Raw genomic sequence first — 21,602 nt, forward strand, 5'->3', positions numbered from 1 at the left:
CTCAGCCAGCGCCGAGGCATCCGTCGTTACGCTGTGACGGATGTCTGTTCTCGCCGAAGTCCCCGAACCGAGCCCGTCTTCCACCGCGCCCCCGGCCGACATCGGCAGCCTCGATTTCTGGACCTGGGTCGGCGGCCAGCTGCTCGGCTTTGGTGGCGTGCTGCTGCAGATTCTCGGCATCGTCGTCGGGATCGCCATAGCGGCGTGGATCCTGCGCGTCATCATTCGGCACGTGGTCGATCGCATCGTCAACGGTGCGAAGAGCAAGGCGCGCGTCGACGACACCCAGGCCCTCGACCGGTCCCCGCTCAGCGCGGTGCGACTCGTGCAACGCACGCGCACCCTCGGCACGATCCTGCAGAACATCGTCAACGTCATCCTGGTGATCGTGGCGCTCGTGTGGGTCGCCGGGATCGTCGCGCCGAACGCGCTGGCCTCGCTCACCCTGCTCACGGCTGCCGTCGGCGCCGGTCTCGGTTTCGGCGCGCAGAACATCGTCAAAGACGTGCTCAACGGCATCTTCATCGTCGCCGAAGACCAGATCGGCATCGGCGACGTCGTCGACCTGGGCCTGGCGACCGGCATCGTCGAGTTCGTCAGCGTGCGCATCACCCACGTCCGCGACGTCAACGGAACGCTCTGGTACGTCCGCAACGGCGAGATCACCCGCATCGGCAACATGTCGCAGGGCTGGTCGCGCGTCATCATCGACCTCGCCGTTCCCACCGACGCCGACATCGACGACGTCGAGACGGCGATGCTCGCCGCGGCGAAGACGATGTCGAAAGAGTCCAAGTGGCGCTCGCGCATCATCGAGCAGCCCGAGATCTGGGGCCTCGAATCCATCAGCGGTGACGCTCTCGTCATCCGCCTGGTCATGAAGACGCGCTCGAGTGCCAAGGACGACGTCGCCCGCGAGCTGCGCGCGCGCCTCAAGCGTGCGATCGATGCGATGGGCATCGCCCTGCCCCAGCTGAACTCCATCATGCTCAGCGGGCCCGAGGGCGCGCAGAGCGTGCGCGGTGCGCACCCGCCGAAGACGAAAGAGACGCCGGTGGCGCCCGGCGCCGACCGGCCTCGCTGGAAGCCCCGCGGCCGCCGCGTCGAGGCGCCCGACACCGCCGACGACCACGACGACGCCGTCCCCGCGAAGACGAAGAAGAAGACCCTGCGCGACGAGACCCCGACGGCGACCCTGGACCTTCCGGGCGCCGAGATGCCCGGGGCCGACGTCGCCAAGCCGACGCCTCCGGCCGTCCGTGCCGACCACGAGGAGCAGTCGTGACCGAGCCCATCAGCTTCTACGACCAGGTCGGCGGCATGGACACCTTCCGTCGCCTGGTCGATGCGTTCTACCGCGGCGTGGCCGGCGACGAGGTGCTCAAGCCCATGTACCCCGAAGAAGACCTCGGGCCGGCGGCCGAACGTCTGACGCTCTTCCTCGCCCAGTACTGGGGCGGGCCGGCGACCTACGGCGAGACCCGAGGTCATCCGCGCCTGCGCATGCGCCACATGCCGTTCCACGTCGACCCCGACGCCCGCGACCGGTGGCTTCGGCACATGCGCGCCGCCGTCGACGAGATCGCCCTGCCGCCCGGGTTCGAGGCACCCCTTTGGGACTACCTCGAGCGCGCCGCGTACGCGATGGTCAACACGTTCGAGCCCCGCGGCATCGGGCCGCAGCAGAACGGGCGCCCCGACACGGGTCTGCCCGTGCGCGCCGCCGACTGAGCGACGTCACGGGGCGGCGGGTGCCGATCACTGCCGCTCCGGCGCGGTTCTCGACCGGCCCGCGCGCCGTCGGGTCGGCCGCGCCGTCCGCCTTGCCGCGTCGACCGGCTTGCCGCGTCCCCCGGCCTGCCGCGTCGACCGGCTCAACGTCGACCGGCGCAGCCTCGACCGGCGTCACGTCAGCTGGCCCGAAGGCGGCCGCCCGCGCACCGTCGCGCATTCACGCGGTGACGGGGTCGTCGGGCCGCTCAGCGCCCGAGGAAGTCGCCGAAGCCCGGGATGTCGAAATTCGACAGACGTTCGCCGAGTCCGCCGACCTGATCGCCCAGACCCGACACCGCGTCCTGCGCGCCGCTGGCCCAGTCGCCCGCCGCCCCCAGGTCGACGCCGCCCGCGAGTGTCTCGAGGTCGACACCGGATGCCAGAGCGTCGAGGTCGACGCCCTCGGCGAGCCCGGCGAAGTCGACGCCCAGCTGACCCGCCTGGGCGAGCAGGGGCCCGGCGACCGCACTGACGATCGCTCCGCCGGCCACGGCGGCGAGCAGCCCGCCCGCACCCACCACTCCCGCGCCGATCAGCCCGCCGCGGCCCGCGCGGGACAGCATCTGCGACATGCGACCCGGACGCGTGGCCTCGGCGCGTGCGGCCGTGCGGGCGAGGTCGTCGGGGGCGTCCGAGCGCGGACGCTCGTGCGGTTGCAGGTCGGCATCCATGCGCTCGCGCACGTGCGCGCGCTGGTCGGGTGTCAGTCGCGCGAAGGCCTCGCGATGCATCTGCTCCACGCGATCGGGGTCGGCCGTGCGCAGCAGGTAGTCGTACCGCGCGATCGCCGCGCGGTCGTCGGCCGAGAGCGCCGGGGCCGAGCCCGACGTGGGCGGCGGCGCGTATCGGCCCGTCACACCGGCGTCTCGGCGCGAATCGGCGACGGGCGCGGGCGCGGAGTCTGCGCGGCGATCACCGGTGACGGCATCGGCGGCGGAGCGCACCATGGTGCGCCAGTCGCGGGAGGCACCCGACGAGGGGTGGGGAGCGGAGCCGTCCCGCGAAGACGAGGACGACGACGCCTTGTCGACGGCCTTCGAAGCGAGGTCGAACAGACGGGAGAACGAGACCATGGGGTACCTCTCGACGGGCAGCGGAAACTGCGACGTCAAGGTCTCCTCCGCCCCGGACGGGACCGACGCACCCGGAGCCCAACGGTGGGCTCGTGATGACGGATGCATCGCGACGGGAGTACTCCCCTTGCTTCCCTCAGCGTAAAGCGGCCACCTATGCGCGGGCTGGATCAGCTCCCGGTCGCGCGCACGGCGGTCAGCCCCGAGCGCACGGGGCCTCGAACGAGCACGTGACCGCGAGTGAGGCTCACGCGCGTCCACGGGCCGCTCGTGCGGACGGGCGCCATCTCGCTGCCGGCGATGAAGCCCAGCGCGAAGGCGGCGAAGGCAGTACCGAGCGGCAGACCCCCGAGGGCGTCGTCGGGCTGACCCCACACCTGCGCGCGGATCACCCGCACGATGTCCTCACCGGCATCGGCGGGGAGCGCGTCGGCGACGGCGGCGACCCCGTACTGGGCTCGGGATGCCAGAACGGCGGCGTCGATGGCATCCTTCTGCTCCCATCCGCTGCGCGGGGGCGAGATCCCCGCCCACGCGGGCGAGGTGGCGGTCTCGGGAAGGACGACCGCTGAGGCGTCGTCGGGGGCCGGGAGCAGCGCGGAGGCGTCGACCACGAGGTCGCACTCGAGCTCGGGATCGATCGCCGAAACACGCAGGCCCAGCACCGTCGGGGTGGCGTCGAGCAACCCGCGGGGGGCGAGGGGGGCGGCGGTGGCGACGAGCACTCCCCCGTCGGCACGCAAGCGCACGGTGCCGTCACCCAGACGGATCGTGCGGGAGGCGAAGGTCAGCAGGTCGGCTGCCGCCTGGGGGTCGGGGAACAACAGGCGCGCGGACACCCGCCCTAAACTATCAAGCGGCGCGGGCTCGCTGCGCCGGAAAGCGAGTCGCCATGACCGATGCCCTCGATCCCGTGGCGTCGCTCCTCGCGGTGCTCGACCTGCGCGACGCCGGCGCCCGCACCACCGAGGACATCTTCACCGGTGTCTCGCAGCCCATGCCGTTCGGGCGGGTGTACGGCGGCCAGGTGCTGGCCCAGTCGGTCGTGGCCGCGTCGCGCACGCTCCCGCCCGAACGCGCGGTGCACTCGATGCACGGGTACTTCCTCCGTCCGGGCGACCCGGCCGACGGCATCACCTTCTCGGTCGACCGCATCCACGACGGACGCTCGTTCTCGACCCGGCGCACGCAGGCCTACCAGGCCGGCGTCCCGATCTTCTCGATGATCGCCTCGTTCCAGGACGAGCACCCGGGCCTGGAGCACGCCGAACCGATGCCCGATGGCATCCCTCAGCCCGAAGACCTCGCGCCGTTCGACGTCGAGGGACTCCACCCGCTCAGCCGCCGGATATTCTCGGAGCGACCGGTCGACGTGCTGCACGTCCCGTCGCCGATCTACACCTCGGTGGAGGGGCCGCGAGTTCCGCGACAGGCCGTGTGGATGCGCACACGCCGCGCACTGCCAGACGACCCGGCGGTGCACCGCGCGGCGCTGGCGTATCTCAGCGACCTCACGATCCAGGAGTCCATCATGCGTGCGCACGGCGTCGCGTGGAACGTCCCGAACCTGAAGGTCGCGAGCCTCGACCACGCCATGTGGTGGCACCGTCCGGGTCGCGTCGACGACTGGCTGCTGTACGTGCAGGAGTCCCCCAACGCCCGCGGCGGCCGAGGCCTGTCGACCGGGCGCATCTACTCGCGCGACGGCGTGCTGGTCGCGAGCGTGGCCCAGGAGGTCATGGTGCGGGTGCCGAACGACTGACGGCGCCGAAGGCTCAGGCGCGGGCGGCTCGCCGCCGGTACTCGATCGGATCGCCCGTGTAGGGCGCCCATGCCGCGCGCTCCGCATCGGTCCATCGGATCGGGCGACCGGTCGAGGTGTCGACGAGCACGACGACGGCCGTGGCGCGCGCGTAGAGCACGCGCTCGGGATCGCCGACCGGACTGTAGACCTCGAAGCAGATGTCGGCGCTCGAGCCGCCCATCGCGCCGATCCACATCCGCACGTCCAAGGGGCGCTGGGTGTACGGCGTCGGTCGGAAGTACTCGATCTCCTGCCGCGCGATGAGGGTTGCGCGTTCCCCGCCGCTGGCGAGGACGTCCATGTCGAACACCGCGGTCGGCAGGGGCTCTTCGTCGCCGTCGCTGTACCAGAAGGCCCGCAGGCGCGCCTCTTCGAGCAGTTTCAGCATCGCGGTGTTGTTCACGTGCCCGAGCGCATCGAGGTCGCCCCACCGCAGGTGGATGGGGACGTGCACCCGCGAGGGTCCGGCCGCGACCGGACCCTCGTCGGGGGATGCCGCGCCCGCCGACGCGGCGGCCGCGTCAGTCACGCGTGAGCTTGCGGTACGACGACCGCGACGGGTTGGCGGCGTCGGCACCGAAGCGCTCGATCTTGTTCTGCTCATAGGCCTCGAAGTTGCCCTCGAACCAGTGCCACTGGTCGGGGTGCTCTTCGGTGCCCTCGTAGGCGAGGATGTGCGTCGCGATGCGGTCGAGGAACCACCGGTCGTGAGTGATGACCACGGCGCAGCCGGGGAACTCCAACAGCGCGTTCTCGAGCGAGCTCAGTGTCTCGACGTCGAGGTCGTTGGTGGGCTCATCGAGCAGCAGCAGGTTGCCGCCCTCTTTGAGCGTCATCGCCAGGTTGAGGCGATTGCGCTCACCACCGGAGAGCACGCCGGCCTTCTTCTGCTGGTCGGGTCCCTTGAAGCCGAACTTCGACACGTACGCGCGGGAGGGGATCTCGGTCTTGCCGACCGTGATGATGTCGAGTCCGTCGGACACGACCTCCCACAGGGTCTTCTCGGGGTCGATGTTCGCGCGGGACTGGTCGACGTAGCTGATCTTGACGGTCTCGCCGATCTTCAGCGTGCCGCCGTCGAGCGGCTCGAGACCGACGATCGTCTTGAACAGCGTGGTCTTACCCACACCATTGGGCCCGATGACACCGACGATGCCGTTGGGGGGAAGGTTGAAGCTGAGGTTGCTGATCAGCGAGCGGTCGCCGAAGCTCTTCTCGAGCTTCTTCGCATCGATGACGATGCCGCCCAGACGCGGACCCGCGGGGATCTGGATCTCGTCGAAGTCCAACTTGCGCGTGCGCTCGGCCTCGGCTGCCATCTCTTCGTAGCGGGCGAGTCGAGCCTTGGACTTGACCTGGCGACCCTTGGCGTTGGAGCGCACCCACTCCAGCTCCTCTTTGAGGCGCTTGGCGAGCTTGGCGTCCTTCTTGCCCTGGACTTCGAGGCGCTGGCCCTTCTTCTCGAGGTAGGTCGAGTAGTTGCCCTCGTAGGGGTACAGGTGACCGCGGTCGACCTCGGCGATCCACTCCGCGACGTTGTCGAGGAAGTACCGGTCGTGAGTGATCGCGATGACGGCGCCCTTGTAGGCCTTCAGGTGCTGCTCGAGCCAGAGCACGCTCTCGGCGTCGAGGTGGTTCGTGGGCTCGTCGAGCAGGAGCAGGTCGGGCTTCTGCAGCAGAAGCTTCGCGAGCGCGACGCGGCGGCGCTCACCACCGGAGAGCGGCACCACCGACGCATCGGCGGGCGGGGTGCGCAGGGCGTCCATCGCCTGGGCCAGCTGGGAGTCGAGGTCCCACCCGTCGGCCGCGTCGATCTCTTCCTGCAGCGTGCCCATCTCGGAGAGAAGGGCGTCGAAGTCGGCGTCGGGATCGGCCATGAGGGCGGAGATCTCGTTGAACCGATCGAGCTTGGGCTTGATCGCCACGCCGTCCTGGATGTTCTCGAGCACGGTCTTGCTGTCGTCGAGCTCCGGCTCCTGCATGAGGATGCCGACGGTGAAGCCCGGGCTCAGCCGCGCCTCGCCGTTGGACGGGACGTCGAGACCGGCCATGATCTTCAGGATCGTCGACTTTCCCGCACCGTTCGGCCCGACCATGCCGATCTTGGCACCCGGGAGGAACGACATCGTGACGTCGTCGAGAATCAGCTTGTCGCCCACAGACTTACGGGCGCGGACCATGGAGTAGATGTATTCCGCCATAACCTCTCCAGTCTAGGGGCGCAGAGCCTCCGCGCCGACGCCCAGGGTCCGCTGCTGCCGATCGGTGGACGCTCGTCGCTTGAGGTCCGCGTCGCGCGGGGAGGTCGGACCGCCGGCGCCGAGGGAGGGCACGCGCAGCCAAGGGCTGCGCCCGGATCGGGCGCGATGGCTCACCAGTCGATCGTGCGCGTCTGCCCGATCAGACAGCCCCCGGCCGACAACCCGGGAAGCACCGTCGACACGGGGTTGCCGATCGAGGGACCGACCTGTCCGACCAGGCAGTCGTCACCGAGGCGCACCGAGAACTCGATGCTCTCGGCGGGGTTGCCGATCATGGTCTGGTCGGCCGTGACCTGCATCGACCCCTTGTCGAACCCGGCTGCGGCGAGGGCGTCGATGTAGGCCCGACCGGCGACCTGATCGGGTCCGGACCAGACCGCACCGACGACCTGCGTGAAGAACGGGAGGTTCTCGGCGGCGGTTCCGTTCGGCACGAGTGCCACGGGCGCCGGAGCGCTCGTCGCGGCACCGGCGTCGGAGGGCGTCGTCCCCTCGGTGGCGATGGCCGCAGGCGTCGCGGACCCCTCGGGCGTCGTCGGCGACTGGCCGCCCGTACAGCCGGCCAGCGACAGCACGGCCAGAAGGGTCAGAGCGGCGAGGGGACGACCGTGGGAGCGGGACACGCGGTCAATCCTACGGACGCGGCCCGCGACCGCGGCCTCGACGGCCTCCGCCCCCGCGCCGACCGTCTCAGAAGGGCACGTCGACGGGCTCGGCCGACGAGTCGGCGGCAGCGCCGGACTCGGTCTCGTCGCGTGTCGCCGCCTCGGGCGACTCCCCTCCCGGAAGTGCCCATCCGTCGGCGTCGCTGTGGGCCGCCGCCGCCGTTCGTCCGGCCGATGCCGCCGCCACGACCGCGGGGCCCGCGGGAGCATTCGACGACTCCGGCCGCGGCGTGCGTTCGAATCGCGAGATCCCCCACCGCAGATCGTGGCCGATCGCCTCGGCGGTGACGTCGGCGCTGACGCCGCGTTTGCTCTCGGTCTCCCATTCCCGCAGCCGCAGGCGACCGTTGAGGATGATGCGCTCCCCTTTCTGGAACGACCGCAGCGCGTGCGCCCCCAACTCGCCGAAGACGGACACGGCATAGAAGCTGGTGTGCCCGTCGACCCATTCGCCGCGTTCCCGATCGAGACGTCGCTCGCCGACGGCGAGACGGAAGGCCGCGACGGTCCCGCCTCCGCGCGTCGAGCGCTGCTCGAGATCGCCGACGATGTTGCCCACCAGGGTGATGTGGTCGCTCATGATGAAGTCCTCTCGGTGTGTGTGGTGCGCTCCGGCATCCGTGTGCCCGACGGATGCCGGAGCCCCGCCAGAATGACCGCACCCGCCTGGTCCGCGCGGGCGCGAACCGCACATCCGGGGAGGGATCGAGCAATCCCTGTCGTGGGGAGGAAGGGTGAGATTCCCCGTCCGCGGCGATGTCGGAGGTTGGTTCTACCGTGTCCGCATGAGCACCGCACTCTGGAACGACCTCGCCCCGGCACCGCGTCCGGCCGGGTGGGGCGCAGCGACCCATGTCGCCGCGGGTCTGTGGCGCGTCGCCGACCCACGCGGCCTCGTGGTGGGTCACATTCGCGCGATCGCGGCCGAGGGGGGCTGGCGGTACACCGCCGAGCGCTTCCATGCCGCGTCGGGACGCTTTCGTGAGCTCGGCGCGTTCTGGTCGTCGTCCGAGGCCTTCGAGTGCCTGCGGTACAGCCGCTGACCCGGTGCCCCGCGGGCTCAGCCACTCGCCCTGCACTCCCCCGGCTCAGCCGCGCGACCGCGCTCCGCGCGCCGACGCAGCTCGACCGACGTCAGACCACCGTCGAGAGCTCGTCGCGCGTTGCGACCGAGCCGCCGCCGCGCACGTCGTCCCAGGCGGTCCGCAGAATGTCGACCGCGCGCTCGAGGGTCGGGGGCGCCGCGGTGAAGGGCAGCCGCAGCCGGCGATCGTGGCCTCCTTCGACCGCGAAGCGCGAACCCGCCGACAAAGCCAGCCCGCGCGCCCGCGCGTTCATCACAAGCGGGGTGCTGAGCGGGTGCCCGATGCCCACCCACAGCGAGACGCCACCGGAAGGTTCCGGCACCTCCCACTCGGGGAAGGTTCGGCGAAGCGCCGCGACCAGGCTGTCCCGTCCGGCGCGCAACAGGTCGCCGCGCTGCACCGAGATCTCGTCCAGCCGGGGAACGAGACGCGCCGCGATGGCCTGCTCGAACTCGGGTGTGCCCAGGTCGTGCACCGGGCGACCGGCGGCGAGCCGTCGGATGATGTCGGGCGCGGCGCGGATCCATCCGACGCGGAGCCCGCCCCACACGGTCTTGCCGAGCGACGCCACACGAATGATCCGGTCGTCGTCCGGGAACGGCGCGGCCGTCTCGCGCCGATCGATGTCGAGTTCCGCCGTCGTCTCATCGAGCACCAGCACGCTCCCCACCCGACGGGCGCCCTCGACGAAGGTCGCCGCCTCGAGCGAGGTCATGGTGCGGCCGGTGGGGTTGTGGAAGTCGGGCATGAGGTACGCCAGGGTCGGCAGGGCACGCGCGAAGGTCTGTGCCGCCCGCTCCAGGTCCCAGCCGCGCTCGGGGTCGACGGGAACGCCGACCAGGCGCGCGCCGACACGGCGGAAGGCGTCCGCGGCGTGCGGATAGGTCGGCGTCTCGATCATCACTCGGTCGGCGCGCGTCAGCAGGATCGACGCGATCAGGTGGATCGCGCTCTGCGCACCGGTCGTGACGAGGATTTGATCGGGGTCCGTCGGCAGACCGCGCCGCACATAGCGTTCGGCGATCGCCGAGCGCAGCGTCGGATCGCCGACCACGTCGTAGCCGATCCGGGCGACCAGCGCGGGGGCGTCTTGGGCCACTTCCGAGACGACGGCCGGAAGCCCCGGCCACGCCGCCGGGCTGGCCTGCTGCAGGTCGATGATCGTGTCGTCGGCCTCGTAGCGTCCGGGATCGTTGCGCCCCACGGGAAGGGTGACGCTCCCGCTGCCGCGAAGGCTCTCGATATGGCCGGTGTCCCGCAGGCTGCGATACGCGGCGGCGACCGTCGTGCGGCTCAGCGACAGCGCCGTCGCGAGTTCGCGTTCGGCGGGCAGCGCGGTCGAGGGCGCGAGGCGGTTGTCGAGGCAGAGCAGTCTGACGCCGTCGGCCAGCGCCTCGTACGCCGGGCCGGTCCCCCGCCACCCCCCGAGTGCTTCAGCCAGAGCGCGGGCGGAGATGCGGGAATCCATGGGGCCACGGTATCCGTATTGGCCTTATTCGACCAAGCCAATCACGTGATTGGATTCCTTCATGTTCTCCCGCATCACCCGTCTCATCGTCGGACTCGCGCTCTATGGCGTGGGCTGCGCGTTCACCGTCGCCGCGGGCCTCGGCGTCGACCCGTGGACGGTCTTCGCGCAGGGCATCTCGCGGGTGTCCGGGATCGGCATCGGATGGATCACCAACATCGTGGGCCTGGGGGTCCTGCTGCTCTGGATCCCCCTCCGCCAGAAGCCGGGCGTGGGTACCGTCGCGAACATCCTTCTCGTGGGGACGAGCATGCAGGTGGCACTCGGTGTCCTCCCCCACCCCGACGTGTTCTGGGTCCAGGCGGCGATGCTCGTGGCGGGCGTCGTCCTGGTGGCCGTGGCATCCGGTCTGTATATCGGCGCGCGCTTCGGCCCCGGTCCGCGCGACGGCCTCATGACGGGCGTGCACGCGCGGTTCGGATGGCCCATCTGGGCCTGCCGCCTCGGGGTCGAGGGCAGCGTGCTCGTTCTGGGGTGGATGCTGGGCGGAACGGTGGGGATCGGCACCGTCGTGTTCGCCCTCGGTATCGGACCCCTGGTCCACGTCGCGCTTCCGCTCCTGGCCACGCCCGAACCGTCGCGACGCGCGCGCCGCCCGGTCCGGGTGTGACCTCGAACGCTCAGTGCTCCCGGAACTCGGGGCGATCGCTACCGGGCTTCAGGTGCGAATGCAGCGCGTTCTTGGCGATCTCCATCGACGGATAGACCCCCAGCCGCTCGTCCTTGCCCGCCATGTGGACGGCGTAGCCCTCGGCATCCTTCTGGATCTTGCCGACGACCCCGGAGGGGCCGTACGCGACCCAGAGACGGCGGTGCGTGATGGTCTCAGACATGAGTGCTCCTTCGCTCTCGATGGCGGCAGATTACGCTCGCGTGCCGGGCCGCGCCAGGGGCTGGTGTCGACGGAACGGCCCGACGGATATCCTGGAGCGGACCCCCAGTAGCTCAGTGGATAGAGCAGCGGCCTTCTAATCCGCCGGTCACACGTTCGAATCGTGTCTGGGGGACCAGATGCCGTGTCGGAGCCCCTCACTAGACTGAGGGGATGGTGAATGCCTCCGAGAACGACCGTCTCGTCTGGATCGACTGCGAGATGACGGGACTCGACCTCGCGGTCGACGAGCTCGTCGAGATCGCCGTCGTCGTGACCGATTTCGAGCTCAACGTGCTCGACCCCGGCTTCCAGATCGTGATCAAGCCCGATGACTCCGCGTTGGACAACATGGGCGAGTTCGTCACCGACATGCATCGCTCGTCGGGACTGCTCGACGAGATCCCCCACGGGGTCAGCCTCGCCGACGCGGAGTTCCAGGCGCTCGAGTACATCCAGCGGTTCGCGCCCGTCGAGGGCAAGGCCCCGCTGGCGGGCAACACCATCGGCACCGACCGCATGTTCCTCGCCAAGTACATGCCGCGCGTCGACCGCTGGCTGCACTATCGCAACGTCGACGTGTCGAGCATCAAAGAGCTGTCGCGCCGCTGGTACCCGCGAGCGTATTTCCAGGCGCCCGCGAAGCACGGTGGGCACCGCGCCCTCGCCGACATCCGTGAATCGATCCGCGAACTCGCCTACTACCGCGCCGCGGTCTTCGTGCCGCAGCCGGGTCCCACCAGCGAAGAGGCGAAGGTCATCTCGGCCTCGGCCGTGTCGTCGTTCGCGCTGGACCTATGACATAATCGTTCAGTTGTCTGCTGCGGCGGACACATGGTGGCTATAGCTCAGTCGGTAGAGCACCGCGTTGTGGTCGCGGGGGTCGCGGGTTCAAGTCCCGTTAGCCACCCCACACCCACGAAAGCCCGGTCGAGTCCTCTCGCCGGGCTTTCGTGGTCCCGGACTCCCGGGCGCAGCGCCCGTAGAATCGTCTATGTCCGCCGGCGTCGCCGGCTCGGCATCCATCGATCGGCTTGCGACCCCGGGAGGCCCGCCGTGAACGACGACGCCGACACGCGCGCGGCCCTCGACCTCGACGCCGAAGCGTTCGAACGCCTGGTCGTCGATGAACTCGACCGCCTGCCCGACGACATGGTCGACGGGCTCGACAACGTGGTGTTCGTCGTCGAAGACCGCCCCGAAGACGGCTCCCTCGATCTGCTGGGCCTGTACGACGGGTGGGCACTGACCGAGCGCGAGCGCTACGGCGTCGGCGAACTGCCCGACAGGATCATCCTGTACCGCGAACCCCACCTCGCCGCGTGCGACGACGAGGGCGAGTTGCGCGACGAGATCCACACCACGCTCGTGCACGAGATCGCGCACTTCTACGGCATCGACGACGAGCGTCTGCACGAGCTGGGATGGGCATGATGGCCGGGCTCGCGACACCCGACCTCGACGTCGTGGACGAGACCGACCTGCGCGCGCAGCCGCCGTCGTCGTGGCAGACGGTCGTGTGGAACGACCCCGTCAACCTCATGAGCTACGTGCGCCACGTCTTTCGCACCTACTTCGGCTTCGACACCGCCACGGCCGAGCGACTCATGCTCGCCGTCCACCACGACGGGCACGCCGTCGTGGCGCGCGGTCCCCGCGAAGTCATGGAAGCCCACACGCACGCGATGCACGACTTCGGACTCTGGGCCACCGTGCGGAAGGAGCCCGCGTGAGCGAGCAGATCGTGGTGCTCGAGATCAGTGGTCTCGAAGCCCTCCACCTGGCCGGCATCGTGGGTCAGTTCCGCGACGTGATCGCCGACAGTCGACGCGACGACGACCCCGCCGTGGCACGACTGCTGCCCGACGCCTATCCCGACGACGACGACGCCACGCGCGAGTTCCGCCGCCTCACGGGCGACGACCTGCTCGGACGGCGGGCCGACGACGCCGCGATCGTGCTGCGGACGTTGGGCATGGACGGCGGCGACCTCGACGCCGACGATGATCCGGATGCCACGATCTCGGTCGCACTCGGTGAGACCGAGGCTCTCGCGTGGATGCGCACCCTCTCGGCCGTGCGGCTCGTACTGGCCACGCGTCTCGGCATCCAGAGCGAAGACGACCACCAGCCCGACGATCCGCGCTTCGGCATCTACGACTGGATCGGCTACCGTCTCGACGGCCTCGTCACCGCTCTCGATCGGCGCTGAACGCGGAGAGTTCCGGATGCCGTGCCCCTGGCGCGCGGGCGGTCACGGGGCGTTCTGCATGTCGTGCCGACCCGGCGCCGGACTCGCCGGCGCGTTACGGCACCCGCACGACCACCGAGGCCAACGACACCGGATCGTGCGCAACGAGGTGCTGCTCCTCTTGCGCCGCCCAGCCGTCCCAGTGCGGCCGGTAGGTGTCGCCGTCGCGGTCCAGCGCGCGGTGCTTGCGGGAGGACGATGGCGCGTCGACCCACACCGCGACATCGGCCAGGCGCGCCGACTCCGGAGTGAGCACCCCGGCGCCCTCGACGACGAGAGGAAGAGACGGGTCGACGGCGTGCGCCTCGGCGCGCGCGTCGCTCCGCCAATCCCACCGCTGCCAGACGCCCACCATGCCCCGCGCGTGCGGTGACAACACGGTCTCGCGGGCGTACTCCGCCCCCGCGGCGAGCCCGCCCCAGCCGGGATAGAGATCGTCGAGGGCCACGAGCTGCACCCGACCGCGACCCGGCCACGCGGCGACGAGCCGACGCGCGAGAGAACTCTTGCCCGCGCCGCTGCGGCCGTCGACGACGACCACCGGATTCGCCACGCCGAGGGCGCTGACGCGCGCCACGACGCAGGCCGTCGCCGCGGCGAGGGCGTCGTCGACCGGGTCTGCGCTACTTCTTGAGGGCGCGGATGACACGGCTGAGCGCGCGACCGGCGACCCACACGAACGGGATGCCGACGGCAAGCAGCGACACCAGGTTCGGGTCGAACCGCAGGTCGTCGCCGCGGCGGATGTAGGCACCGAGAGGCAGGGTGTAGCCACCGCCGCCGCCGCCGCCGTTGCCCTGCTCGTCGGAGCCGCCGCCGTACCCGGCCCACACCAGGGCGACGGGAACGATGCGCACGCCGTCGACGTCCTGCTGCTCGCCGTAGGCGGAGGTGACGCCGAAGTGGGTGGACTGCTGGCCGAGTTCCAGAGCGATGTTGGGCATGAGCCCACCGTACCGGCCCGGGGATCCGCGACCCAAGGGCGTTGCGTCGATGCCGACGGCGTGTCAGTGGTCGTATGACGGCCGGGGGTTGGTGGGCAGAGCGCCCCCGCCGCGCGTGGGCCCGAGGAGCGACCCCCGGGTCACCGCACCGCGCCCGAAGCGCGCCGTGGCCCCGTCGAGCGCTCCCTCGATGCGACGCCACTCGGCATCGTCGTCCCAGAGCGTCGCCGCCATGGCCGCGGGCTTGAGCTTCTCGCCCCGCACGCCCACCAGACGCACCGCCTGGCGGCGGTCGATGGAATCGAACAGCTCGATCGCGGCGTCGCCGATGCGCTGGCCGACCGAGGTGGGCTCGGCGAGCGTGCGCGAACGGCTGAGCGTGGTGAAGTCCGAGAAACGCACCTTGATCGCAATCGTCAACGCCTCGTACTGCTGCGCGCGCAAGCGGGCCCCGACGCGGTCGGCGAGTCGACGGAACTCGACGTGCAGGGTGCGCGTGTCGGAGATGTCGGTGTGGAACGTCTCTTCGTGCCCCACGCTCTTCTCGGCGCGACCCGTGTGCACCTCGCGCGCGTCGACCCCGCGCGACAGGTGCCAGATGCGCTCGCCCATGGCCGCGCCCAGCACCTGGTCGAGCGCGTGCCGCGGAGTGTCGAGGATGTCGGACACCAGGCGGATCCCCCGGGACTCCAACGCCTCGGCCGCCTTCGGGCCCACGCCCCACAGGGCGCGCACCGAGCGCGGCCGAAGGAACGCCTCGGTGTCGGCGGCCGAGACGACGAGCAGCCCATCGGGTTTCGAGATGGTGGACGCCATCTTGGCGACGTGCTTGGTGGCCGCGACACCGATGCTGCACGTCAACCCGGTCTCGGCCTTGACCCGGGCTCGCAGATCGCGGGCGATGGTGGCGGGACTCCCCCACAGCCGGCGCGCTCCGCGCACGTCGAGGAAGGCTTCGTCGATCGACAGGGGTTCGACGAGCGGGGTCACGTCATGGAAGATCGCCATGACCTGCCGCGACATCTCGGTGTAGCGCTGATACGGCGGGTTGACGACGATCGCCGTCGGGCAGAGCCGCAGAGCGATCGCCACGGGCATGGCCGACTTGACCCCGTACCGACGCGCCTCGTACGACGCGCTCGACACGACGCCGCGGCCCTCGGAGCCGCCGATGATCAGGGGCTTGCCCGCGAGCGAGGGATCGTCGAGCACGGCGACCGACGCGAAGAACGCGTCCATGTCGACGTGCAGGATGCCCGCGCCGGTGTCGTCGGCGTCGGGACGCGAGACGAGCCTCCCGGTGCCGTCGCCTCGTCCCATGGCATCCATTCTCCCCCCGACCTCCGACATCGGGCGGAGTGGAGGCGTCGACTCCGACGGGAAACGACGGATGCCACGGCACCGGCCCCTCGCGGGGCGGCGGTGCCGTGGCATCCGGGGCGTTCTACTGGGCGGCGGCGCGCTCCAGCACGAGCTCGCGCACGCGCGCGGCGTCGGCCTGGCCCTTCATCGCCTTCATGACCGCGCCGATGACGGCGCCTGCGGCCTGCACCTTGCCGTCGCGGATCTTCGCCAGCACATCGGGCTGAGCCGCGAGGGCGTCGTCGATCGCCGCGATGAGCGCTCCGTCGTCGGAGACCACGGCCAGGCCGCGGGCGTCGACGACCTCTTGCGGGGTGCCCTCGCCCGCGATGACGCCCTCGAGCACCTGACGGGCGAGCTTGTCGGTGAGTGTGCCCGCCTCGACCAGCTGCTGCAGGGCGGCCACGTGCGCGGCCGACACGAGGTCGGCGGCGTCGCGCTCCTGCGCATTGGCGACGCGGGTGATCTCACCCGTCCACCACTTGCGCGCGGTCGCGGGGGTGGCACCGGCGGCGATCGTCTCGGCGACGGCGTCGAGCAGGCCACCGTTGGCGACGTCCTGGAACTCGAGGTCGGTGAAGCCCCACTCGGACTTCAGACGACGGCGACGGGCCGCCGGCGGCTCAGGAAGGGCCGCGCGCAGCTCCTCGATCAGCTCGGGAGCCGGTACGACGGGCAGCAGGTCGGGCTCGGGGAAGTAGCGGTAGTCGTCGGCATCCGACTTCGGGCGCCCGGGAGAGGTGCGACCGGTGTCCTCGTGCCAGTGGCGCGTCTCTTGCGTGATCGTGCCGCCCTGGGCCAGGATCGCGGCCTGGCGCTGGATCTCGTACCGCACGGCGCGCTCGACCGAACGCATCGAGTTGACGTTCTTCGTCTCGGTGCGCGTGCCCAGCTTCTCTTGCCCGCGGGGACGCAGCGACACGTTCGCATCGCACCGAAGGTTGCCGCGCTCGAGCTTGGCCTCGGAGATGCCGAGACCGCGCACGATGTCGCGGATCGTGGCCACGTACGCCTTCGCCAGGTCGGGAGCCGAGTGCTCGGCGCCGATGATCGGCTTGGTGACGATCTCGACCAGCGGGACACCCGCGCGGTTGTAGTCGACCAGCGAGTACTCCGCGCCCTGGATGCGACCGGTCGCGCCACCCATGTGGGTGAGCTTGCCGGCGTCTTCTTCCATGTGGGCGCGTTCGATCGGAATCGTGACGAGCGTTCCGTCGGCCAGCTCGACCTCGACCGAGCCCTCGAAGGCGATCGGCTCGTCGTACTGCGAGATCTGGTAGTTCTTGCCGAGGTCGGGGTAGAAGTAGTTCTTCCGCGCGAAGCGGCTCGACGGCGCGATCGAGCAGCCGAGGGCGAGCCCCAGGCTGATCGAGGAGCGGATCGCCTCGGCGTTCACGACCGGGAGCGCACCCGGCAGTCCCATGTCGACGGGCGCGACCAGGGTGTTCGGCGCGGCGCCGTGGTGGGCCTCGTTCGCCGGGTTCGGCGCGGACGAGAACATCTTGGTCGCGGTGTTCAGCTCGACGTGCACCTCGAAACCGAGGACGGGCTCGAATCGCTCGAGCGCCTCGTCGAAGTCCATCAGCGCATCTTTCGCCATCAGCTCGACGCTCCGTTCGTGAGAGAGGGGGCCTTGTCCAGCAGCAGTCCGCCCCACTGGTCGACCAGCAGCGCCTCGAGCGCCGCGCCGACGCGGTACAGACGCGCGTCTTCGCGGGCGGGAGCGAGGAACTGGATGCCGACGGGCAGGCCGTCTTCGGCGGCGAGGCCGCTCGGCACCGAGATGCCGGGGACACCGGCCAGGTTGGCGGGGATCGTGGTGATGTCGTTGAGGTACATCTGCAGCGGGTCGTCGATCTTCTCGCCGAGGCGGAATGCCGTGGTCGGCGCCGACGGCGTCGCGATGACGTCGACCTCGGCGAAGGCGGCGTCGAAGTCCTGCTGGATGAGCGTGCGCACCTTCTGGGCGCTGCCGTAGTAGGCGTCGTAGTAGCCCGCCGACAGCGCGTAGGTGCCGAGGATGATGCGGCGCTTGACCTCGGGACCGAAACCGGCGTCGCGCGTGGCGGCCATGACGTTCTCGACCGTGGCGGGGCCCTGGGGGTTCACCCGCATGCCGAAACGCACCGAGTCGAACTTGGCGAGGTTGCTCGACGCCTCGGCGGGGAGGATCAGGTAGTACGCGGCGACACCGTACTCGAAGTGCGGGGCGCTGATCTCGACGATCTCGGCACCCTGCTCCTGCATCGCGGTGAGCGAGGCGCGGAACGAGTCGGAGACACCCTTCTGGAAACCCTGGTCGTCGAGTTCGCGGATGACGCCGATCTTGAGTCCCTTGAGCACCTGACCGGTGGCGCCCTCTCGGGCGGCCGCGGCGAACGAGGGCCACGCGTCGGAGAGCGACGTCGAGTCGTTCGCGTCGTGTCCGCCGATGACGTCGTGCAGCAGCCCGGCGTCGAGGACGGTGCGGGTCACCGGCCCCACCTGATCGAGGCTGGATGCCAGGGCGATGGCGCCGTATCGGCTGACTCCGCCGTACGTGGGCTTGACGCCCACCGTGCCGGTCACGTGAGCGGGCTGACGGATCGACCCCCCGGTGTCGGAACCGAGGGCCAGCGGCGCTTCGAACGCCGCCACGGCGGCGGCGGAGCCACCGCCGGAGCCGCCCGGGATGCGGTCGAGGTCCCAGGGGTTGCGCGTGGGACCGTAGGCCGAGAACTCGGTGGACGAACCCATGGCGAACTCGTCCATGTTCGTCTTGCCGAGGGGCACGAGGCCTGCGGCGCGCGAGCGCGCGACGACGGTGGCGTCGTAGGGCGACATGTAGCCCTCGAGGATCTTGGATCCGCTGGTCGAGGGCATGTCGGTCGTGACGAGAACGTCCTTCACCGCGAGGGGCACACCGGCGAGCTCGTGGAGCTGCTCGCCCGCGGCGCGGCGGCGATCGATGTCGGCCGCCACCTCGAGGGCGTGGTCGCTAACGTGCAGGAACGCATGCACGTCGCCGTCGACGGCGGCGATGCGGTCGAGGTGCGCTTGCGTCGCCTCGACGCTCGACACCTCTTTGCGGGCGAGAGCGGCGGCCAGGTCGGCGGCGCTCAGGCGGGTCAGGTCGGTCACTGTTCCTCCCCCAGGATGGCGGTCACGCGGAATCGGCCGTCGGCCTGGTCGGGTGCGTTCTGCAGCACCTGCTCGCGCGTGAGCGGTTGCTGAACGACATCCGGGCGGAACACGTTCTCGAGCGGGATCGGGTGGCTCGTGGCGACGACGTCGGGCGTTGCGACCTCGGACACCTTCGCGATGTTGTCGACGATGGCATCCAGCTGGCCGGTGAGGCTGTGGACCTCTTCGTCGCTCAACTGGATCCGAGCGAGCACACCGAGATGGCGCACGAGATCAGGAGTGATTTCAGACACCCGTCGAGTCTAGTTCGCGCGGCGCCGCGCGCCGGGCCGCGATGGACGAGCGGAGACCGGTGACATGCCGCGCGTATCCCCGCTGTGCGGAACGCCGGGCCGGTTGCGACGGTACGGCGCTCGCCCCTCGCCGTAGGCTGGCCGCGTGACGCGCTTCGACCCGCCCCGTCCCTGGACCCGCAGCTACGCCGACGGCGTCCCCGAGAACGTCGGAGCCCAGACCGGCTCGCTCGTCGACATCGTCGACGCCTCGACGCGCGACTACCCGGACGCCCCGGCGCTGCAGTTCTTCGGACGCGAGACGACCTACGCCGACATGTCGGCGCAGATCTCGCGGGCCGCAGCCGCTCTGGCGGCCCACGGCGTACGCGCCGGAGACCCCGTCGCGATCGTGCTGCCGAACTGCCCCCAGCACATCGTGGCGTTCTACGCGGTGCTGCGGCTCGGAGCGGTGGTCGTCGAACACAACCCGCTCTACACCCCGCGCGAGCTGCGCAAGCAGTTCGAAGACCACGGCGCGAAGCACGCCATCGTCTGGAGCAAGGTCGTGCGCACGGTGCAGGAGTTCCCCGCCGACCTGCGGGTGAGCACACTGGTGTCGGTCGACGTCACCCTGGCGATGCCTCGGCTCACGCGTCTCGCGCTCCGACTGCCGATCGCGAAGGCCCGCGAGTCCCGCGCTGCGCTCACCGAGAAGACGCGGGATGCCACCCCCTGGACCGAGCTCGTCCGTCACGCGCCGCTGCCCGAGTCGCACCCCCGACCGAGCGCCGAGGATCTCGCGATCATCCAGTACACCAGCGGAACCACGGGCACCCCCAAGGGCGCCATGCTCACGCACGCCAACCTGCTCGCGAACGCCGCCCAGGCCCGCGCCTGGGTTCCGCAGATCGTCCGCGGCGAGGGGTGCGTCGTCTACGCGGTGCTGCCGATGTTCCACGCCTACGGGTTGACCCTGTGCCTCACCTTCGCGATGTCGATGGGCGCGCGGCTCGTGCTCTTCCCGAAGTTCGACCCCGACCTCGTGCTCGCCGTGACGAAGAAGCACCCCGCGACGTTCCTGCCCCTCGTTCCGCCGATCGCCGAACGACTGCTCGCCGCCGCCGAGGCCCGGGGAATCTCGCTGGCCGGGACGGACGTCGCGATCTCGGGGGCGATGGCACTGCCCCACGACCTCGTCGTGCCGTTCGAGAAGGCCACCGGCGGCTACCTCGTCGAGGGATACGGACTCAGTGAGTGCTCCCCCGTGCTCATGGCGAACCCCGTGGCCGACAACCGGGTCGCCGGGACCGTGGGGCTCCCCCTGCCGGGCACCGAGTGCCGCGTCGTCGACCCCGACGACCCCCGCACCGACGTCGAACGCGGCGAGCTGCTCGTCCGCGGTCCCCAGGTGTTCTCGGGCTACTACGGCAAACCCGAAGAGACCGAGTCGGTGTTCGTCGACGGCTGGTTCCGCACGGGCGACATCGTGACGATCGACGACGACGGGTTCGTGCGCATCGTGGACCGCATCAAGGAGCTCATCATCACCGGCGGCTTCAACGTCGCACCGACCGAGGTCGAGAACGTGCTGCGTCAGCACCCGTCCGTCGCCGATGTGGCCGTGGTCGGGGTGCCGAGCGAGCACTCGGGTGAAGACGTCGTCGCCGCCGTCGTGCCGACCACCCCGGGTGACTTCGACGCCGAGGCGGTGCGGGCGTTCGCGCGCGGCATCCTGACCCCGTACAAGGTGCCCAAGCGTCTCGTGGTCGTCGACGAGCTGCCCCGCTCGCTGATCGGCAAGGTGTTGCGCCGGCAGGTGCGCGATCAGCTGCTCGGCGGCTGAACGAGAGGCCCCGCGCGGCTCCGAAGCAAGTCCCGGGCACAAGATGGCGCCCCTCGTCGTGCCCTCGATATCGTGAGCCCCACCCGGAGCGATCCGCTCGGGGAGACAGAGGGGGATCACATGATCATCAAGCGCACTCCGCTCGCCGCGCTGGCGGCGTCGGCTTTGCTGCTGCTGGCCGGCTGTTCGGGAGGCGGCGCTCCGGCGTCCGATCAGTCCAAGGCCGACGCGTGCGACATCGTCAAGACGCAGTTCGAAGAGGTCAGCAAGGCGGGCTCGTCGATGAGCTCGTCCGACCCCGAGGCCGCGATGACGAGTTTCAAGAGCCTCGCGACGAACGTCGACGACGCCTTCTCGTCGATCACGAACACCGAGGTCGCCCCCGCCGCCGCTCAGGCGAGCGGTGCGCTGAACGACTACGTCGCCTTCCTCGAGGGCGTGGTCGCCGACCCGAGCGGCGTCGACGGCTTGGGCGAGCAGGTGCAGACGCTGCAGCAGAGCTTCACCGACGCCGCGGCGGTCTGCGCCGGCTGACGTCGTAATACGCGCGCTGAGGGGCGGGGCCGGTTTCGGCTCCGCCCCTCCGTGCGGGAGGGAGGGGCCGATCCGGGACCGCCGCCTCGCCGCGGCGCGGACCTCGGGCATCGCCCACGGTAGGTGCGGTCAGGCCGTCGTTGCGACCCCACGGATGCGCGCGCACGCGAACGGCCTGCGGTGTCTGCGCTCCGGGGGGCGTCTGCGGGT

The 21,602-nt window shown here is 70.6% G+C and carries 25 protein-coding genes and 2 tRNA genes; 13 read left to right on the forward strand and 14 right to left on the reverse strand.

The annotated features are described in order from the left end of the window. Positions 1–40 precede the first annotated feature (40 nt). On the forward strand, positions 41–1,285 hold the full coding sequence (locus IFU40_RS06900; protein WP_191925852.1) for a mechanosensitive ion channel family protein: 1,245 nt from the start codon (positions 41–43) through the stop codon (positions 1,283–1,285). Then, entirely contained in the window at positions 1,282–1,731 is a 450-nt protein-coding gene (locus tag IFU40_RS06905; protein ID WP_191925853.1) for a globin, read from the forward strand. The genes IFU40_RS06900 and IFU40_RS06905 overlap by 4 nt, the downstream gene beginning before the upstream one ends. Before the next feature lie 248 nt (positions 1,732–1,979). On the opposite strand, the gene IFU40_RS06910 is transcribed toward IFU40_RS06905, so the two are convergent. After that, a complete protein-coding gene (locus IFU40_RS06910) occupies positions 1,980–2,846 on the reverse strand; it encodes a cation-transporting ATPase (protein WP_191925854.1) in 867 nt (288 codons plus the stop codon). A gap of 170 nt (positions 2,847–3,016) precedes the next feature. Next, positions 3,017–3,685 carry a hypothetical protein gene (locus IFU40_RS06915; protein ID WP_055939884.1) on the reverse strand — a complete coding sequence of 223 codons (669 nt, stop codon included), beginning with the start codon at positions 3,683–3,685 and terminating at the stop codon, positions 3,017–3,019. Between the two features lie 53 nt (positions 3,686–3,738). Here IFU40_RS06915 and IFU40_RS06920 point away from each other — a divergent pair, with 53 nt between their 5' ends. Then, positions 3,739–4,608 carry an acyl-CoA thioesterase gene (locus IFU40_RS06920; RefSeq protein ID WP_191925855.1) on the forward strand — a complete coding sequence of 290 codons (870 nt, stop codon included), beginning with the start codon at positions 3,739–3,741 and terminating at the stop codon, positions 4,606–4,608. Positions 4,609–4,621: 13 nt separating this feature from the next. On the opposite strand, the gene IFU40_RS06925 is transcribed toward IFU40_RS06920, so the two are convergent. The 4 genes from IFU40_RS06925 to IFU40_RS06940 all read right to left on the reverse strand — a co-directional run bounded on the left by IFU40_RS06925 (position 4,622) and on the right by IFU40_RS06940 (position 8,156). Further along, the gene (locus IFU40_RS06925) at positions 4,622–5,104 is read right to left on the reverse strand and encodes an acyl-CoA thioesterase (RefSeq protein ID WP_055837884.1); all 483 of its coding nucleotides are present in this window, start codon (positions 5,102–5,104) and stop codon (positions 4,622–4,624) included. A 67-nt stretch (positions 5,105–5,171) separates the two neighbouring features. Continuing rightward, a complete protein-coding gene (ettA, locus tag IFU40_RS06930; protein WP_055836803.1) occupies positions 5,172–6,851 on the reverse strand; it encodes an energy-dependent translational throttle protein EttA in 1,680 nt (559 codons plus the stop codon). A 170-nt stretch (positions 6,852–7,021) separates the two neighbouring features. Continuing rightward, the gene (locus IFU40_RS06935) at positions 7,022–7,534 is read right to left on the reverse strand and encodes a DUF6993 domain-containing protein (RefSeq protein ID WP_191925857.1); all 513 of its coding nucleotides are present in this window, start codon (positions 7,532–7,534) and stop codon (positions 7,022–7,024) included. Between the two features lie 67 nt (positions 7,535–7,601). Beyond that, the gene (locus IFU40_RS06940; RefSeq protein ID WP_191925858.1) at positions 7,602–8,156 is read right to left on the reverse strand and encodes a single-stranded DNA-binding protein; all 555 of its coding nucleotides are present in this window, start codon (positions 8,154–8,156) and stop codon (positions 7,602–7,604) included. 205 nt (positions 8,157–8,361) lie between these two features. Between IFU40_RS06940 and IFU40_RS06945 the strand changes: the two genes are divergently transcribed. Next, the gene (locus IFU40_RS06945) at positions 8,362–8,619 is read left to right on the forward strand and encodes a hypothetical protein (protein WP_191914978.1); all 258 of its coding nucleotides are present in this window, start codon (positions 8,362–8,364) and stop codon (positions 8,617–8,619) included. A gap of 91 nt (positions 8,620–8,710) precedes the next feature. Here the strand turns inward: IFU40_RS06945 and yczR are convergent, their stop codons facing one another. Then, complete coding sequence (yczR, locus tag IFU40_RS06950; RefSeq protein WP_191925859.1) at positions 8,711–10,129, reverse strand: MocR-like transcription factor YczR; 1,419 nt, start codon at positions 10,127–10,129, stop codon at positions 8,711–8,713. A 61-nt stretch (positions 10,130–10,190) separates the two neighbouring features. Here yczR and yczE point away from each other — a divergent pair, with 61 nt between their 5' ends. Next, positions 10,191–10,799, forward strand: coding sequence for a membrane protein YczE (gene yczE / locus IFU40_RS06955; RefSeq protein WP_191925860.1), 609 nt, complete (start codon positions 10,191–10,193; stop codon positions 10,797–10,799). Between the two features lie 10 nt (positions 10,800–10,809). Here yczE and IFU40_RS06960 read toward each other — a convergent pair whose 3' ends face one another. Continuing rightward, positions 10,810–11,022: a hypothetical protein gene (locus IFU40_RS06960; protein WP_055836783.1), complete on the reverse strand. Its 213-nt coding sequence runs from the start codon at positions 11,020–11,022 to the stop codon at positions 10,810–10,812. A 101-nt stretch (positions 11,023–11,123) separates the two neighbouring features. On the opposite strand from IFU40_RS06960, the gene IFU40_RS06965 reads away from it, so the two are divergent. The 6 genes from IFU40_RS06965 (at position 11,124) to IFU40_RS06990 (ending at position 13,272) form a co-directional block, all read left to right on the forward strand. Further along, a tRNA-Arg gene (locus tag IFU40_RS06965) sits at positions 11,124–11,199 on the forward strand. Positions 11,200–11,234: 35 nt separating this feature from the next. Further along, the gene (gene orn / locus IFU40_RS06970; RefSeq protein WP_191925861.1) at positions 11,235–11,861 is read left to right on the forward strand and encodes an oligoribonuclease; all 627 of its coding nucleotides are present in this window, start codon (positions 11,235–11,237) and stop codon (positions 11,859–11,861) included. 36 nt (positions 11,862–11,897) lie between these two features. Further along, a tRNA-His gene (locus IFU40_RS06975) sits at positions 11,898–11,973 on the forward strand. 239 nt (positions 11,974–12,212) lie between these two features. Continuing rightward, on the forward strand, positions 12,213–12,494 hold the full coding sequence (locus IFU40_RS06980; RefSeq protein ID WP_374754289.1) for a metallopeptidase family protein: 282 nt from the start codon (positions 12,213–12,215) through the stop codon (positions 12,492–12,494). Further along, positions 12,485–12,793 carry an ATP-dependent Clp protease adapter ClpS gene (gene clpS, locus IFU40_RS06985; protein WP_055939876.1) on the forward strand — a complete coding sequence of 103 codons (309 nt, stop codon included), beginning with the start codon at positions 12,485–12,487 and terminating at the stop codon, positions 12,791–12,793. Before IFU40_RS06980 ends, clpS begins: the two co-directional genes overlap by 10 nt. Continuing rightward, on the forward strand, positions 12,790–13,272 hold the full coding sequence (locus tag IFU40_RS06990) for a DUF2017 family protein (RefSeq protein ID WP_342030229.1): 483 nt from the start codon (positions 12,790–12,792) through the stop codon (positions 13,270–13,272). The genes clpS and IFU40_RS06990 overlap by 4 nt, the downstream gene beginning before the upstream one ends. Positions 13,273–13,366: 94 nt before the next feature. On the opposite strand, the gene IFU40_RS06995 is transcribed toward IFU40_RS06990, so the two are convergent. The 6 genes from IFU40_RS06995 to gatC all read right to left on the reverse strand — a co-directional run bounded on the left by IFU40_RS06995 (position 13,367) and on the right by gatC (position 19,033). Then, complete coding sequence (locus tag IFU40_RS06995; protein WP_191925862.1) at positions 13,367–13,960, reverse strand: hypothetical protein; 594 nt, start codon at positions 13,958–13,960, stop codon at positions 13,367–13,369. Next, a complete protein-coding gene (locus tag IFU40_RS07000) occupies positions 13,935–14,255 on the reverse strand; it encodes a hypothetical protein (protein ID WP_055836765.1) in 321 nt (106 codons plus the stop codon). The genes IFU40_RS06995 and IFU40_RS07000 overlap by 26 nt, the downstream gene beginning before the upstream one ends. A 63-nt stretch (positions 14,256–14,318) precedes the next feature. Further along, positions 14,319–15,575: a DNA polymerase IV gene (locus IFU40_RS07005; protein ID WP_191925863.1), complete on the reverse strand. Its 1,257-nt coding sequence runs from the start codon at positions 15,573–15,575 to the stop codon at positions 14,319–14,321. A 124-nt stretch (positions 15,576–15,699) separates the two neighbouring features. Continuing rightward, complete coding sequence (gene gatB / locus IFU40_RS07010) at positions 15,700–17,217, reverse strand: Asp-tRNA(Asn)/Glu-tRNA(Gln) amidotransferase subunit GatB (RefSeq protein ID WP_191925864.1); 1,518 nt, start codon at positions 17,215–17,217, stop codon at positions 15,700–15,702. After that, complete coding sequence (gatA, locus tag IFU40_RS07015) at positions 17,217–18,737, reverse strand: Asp-tRNA(Asn)/Glu-tRNA(Gln) amidotransferase subunit GatA (protein WP_191925865.1); 1,521 nt, start codon at positions 18,735–18,737, stop codon at positions 17,217–17,219. The genes gatB and gatA overlap by 1 nt, the downstream gene beginning before the upstream one ends. Continuing rightward, entirely contained in the window at positions 18,734–19,033 is a 300-nt protein-coding gene (gene gatC, locus IFU40_RS07020; RefSeq protein ID WP_055836752.1) for an Asp-tRNA(Asn)/Glu-tRNA(Gln) amidotransferase subunit GatC, read from the reverse strand. Before gatC ends, gatA begins: the two co-directional genes overlap by 4 nt. Before the next feature lie 145 nt (positions 19,034–19,178). Between gatC and IFU40_RS07025 the strand changes: the two genes are divergently transcribed. Both IFU40_RS07025 and IFU40_RS07030 read left to right on the forward strand, forming a co-directional pair. Further along, positions 19,179–20,858, forward strand: a complete 1,680-nt coding sequence (locus tag IFU40_RS07025; RefSeq protein ID WP_191925866.1) for a long-chain-fatty-acid--CoA ligase — start codon at positions 19,179–19,181, stop codon at positions 20,856–20,858. 120 nt (positions 20,859–20,978) lie between these two features. Further along, positions 20,979–21,392: a hypothetical protein gene (locus IFU40_RS07030; protein ID WP_070407874.1), complete on the forward strand. Its 414-nt coding sequence runs from the start codon at positions 20,979–20,981 to the stop codon at positions 21,390–21,392. Positions 21,393–21,602 lie beyond the last annotated feature (210 nt).

It is taken from the genome of Microbacterium sp. CFBP 13617 (assembly GCF_014839445.1).
Taxonomy (GTDB): Bacteria; Actinomycetota; Actinomycetes; order Actinomycetales; family Microbacteriaceae; genus Microbacterium.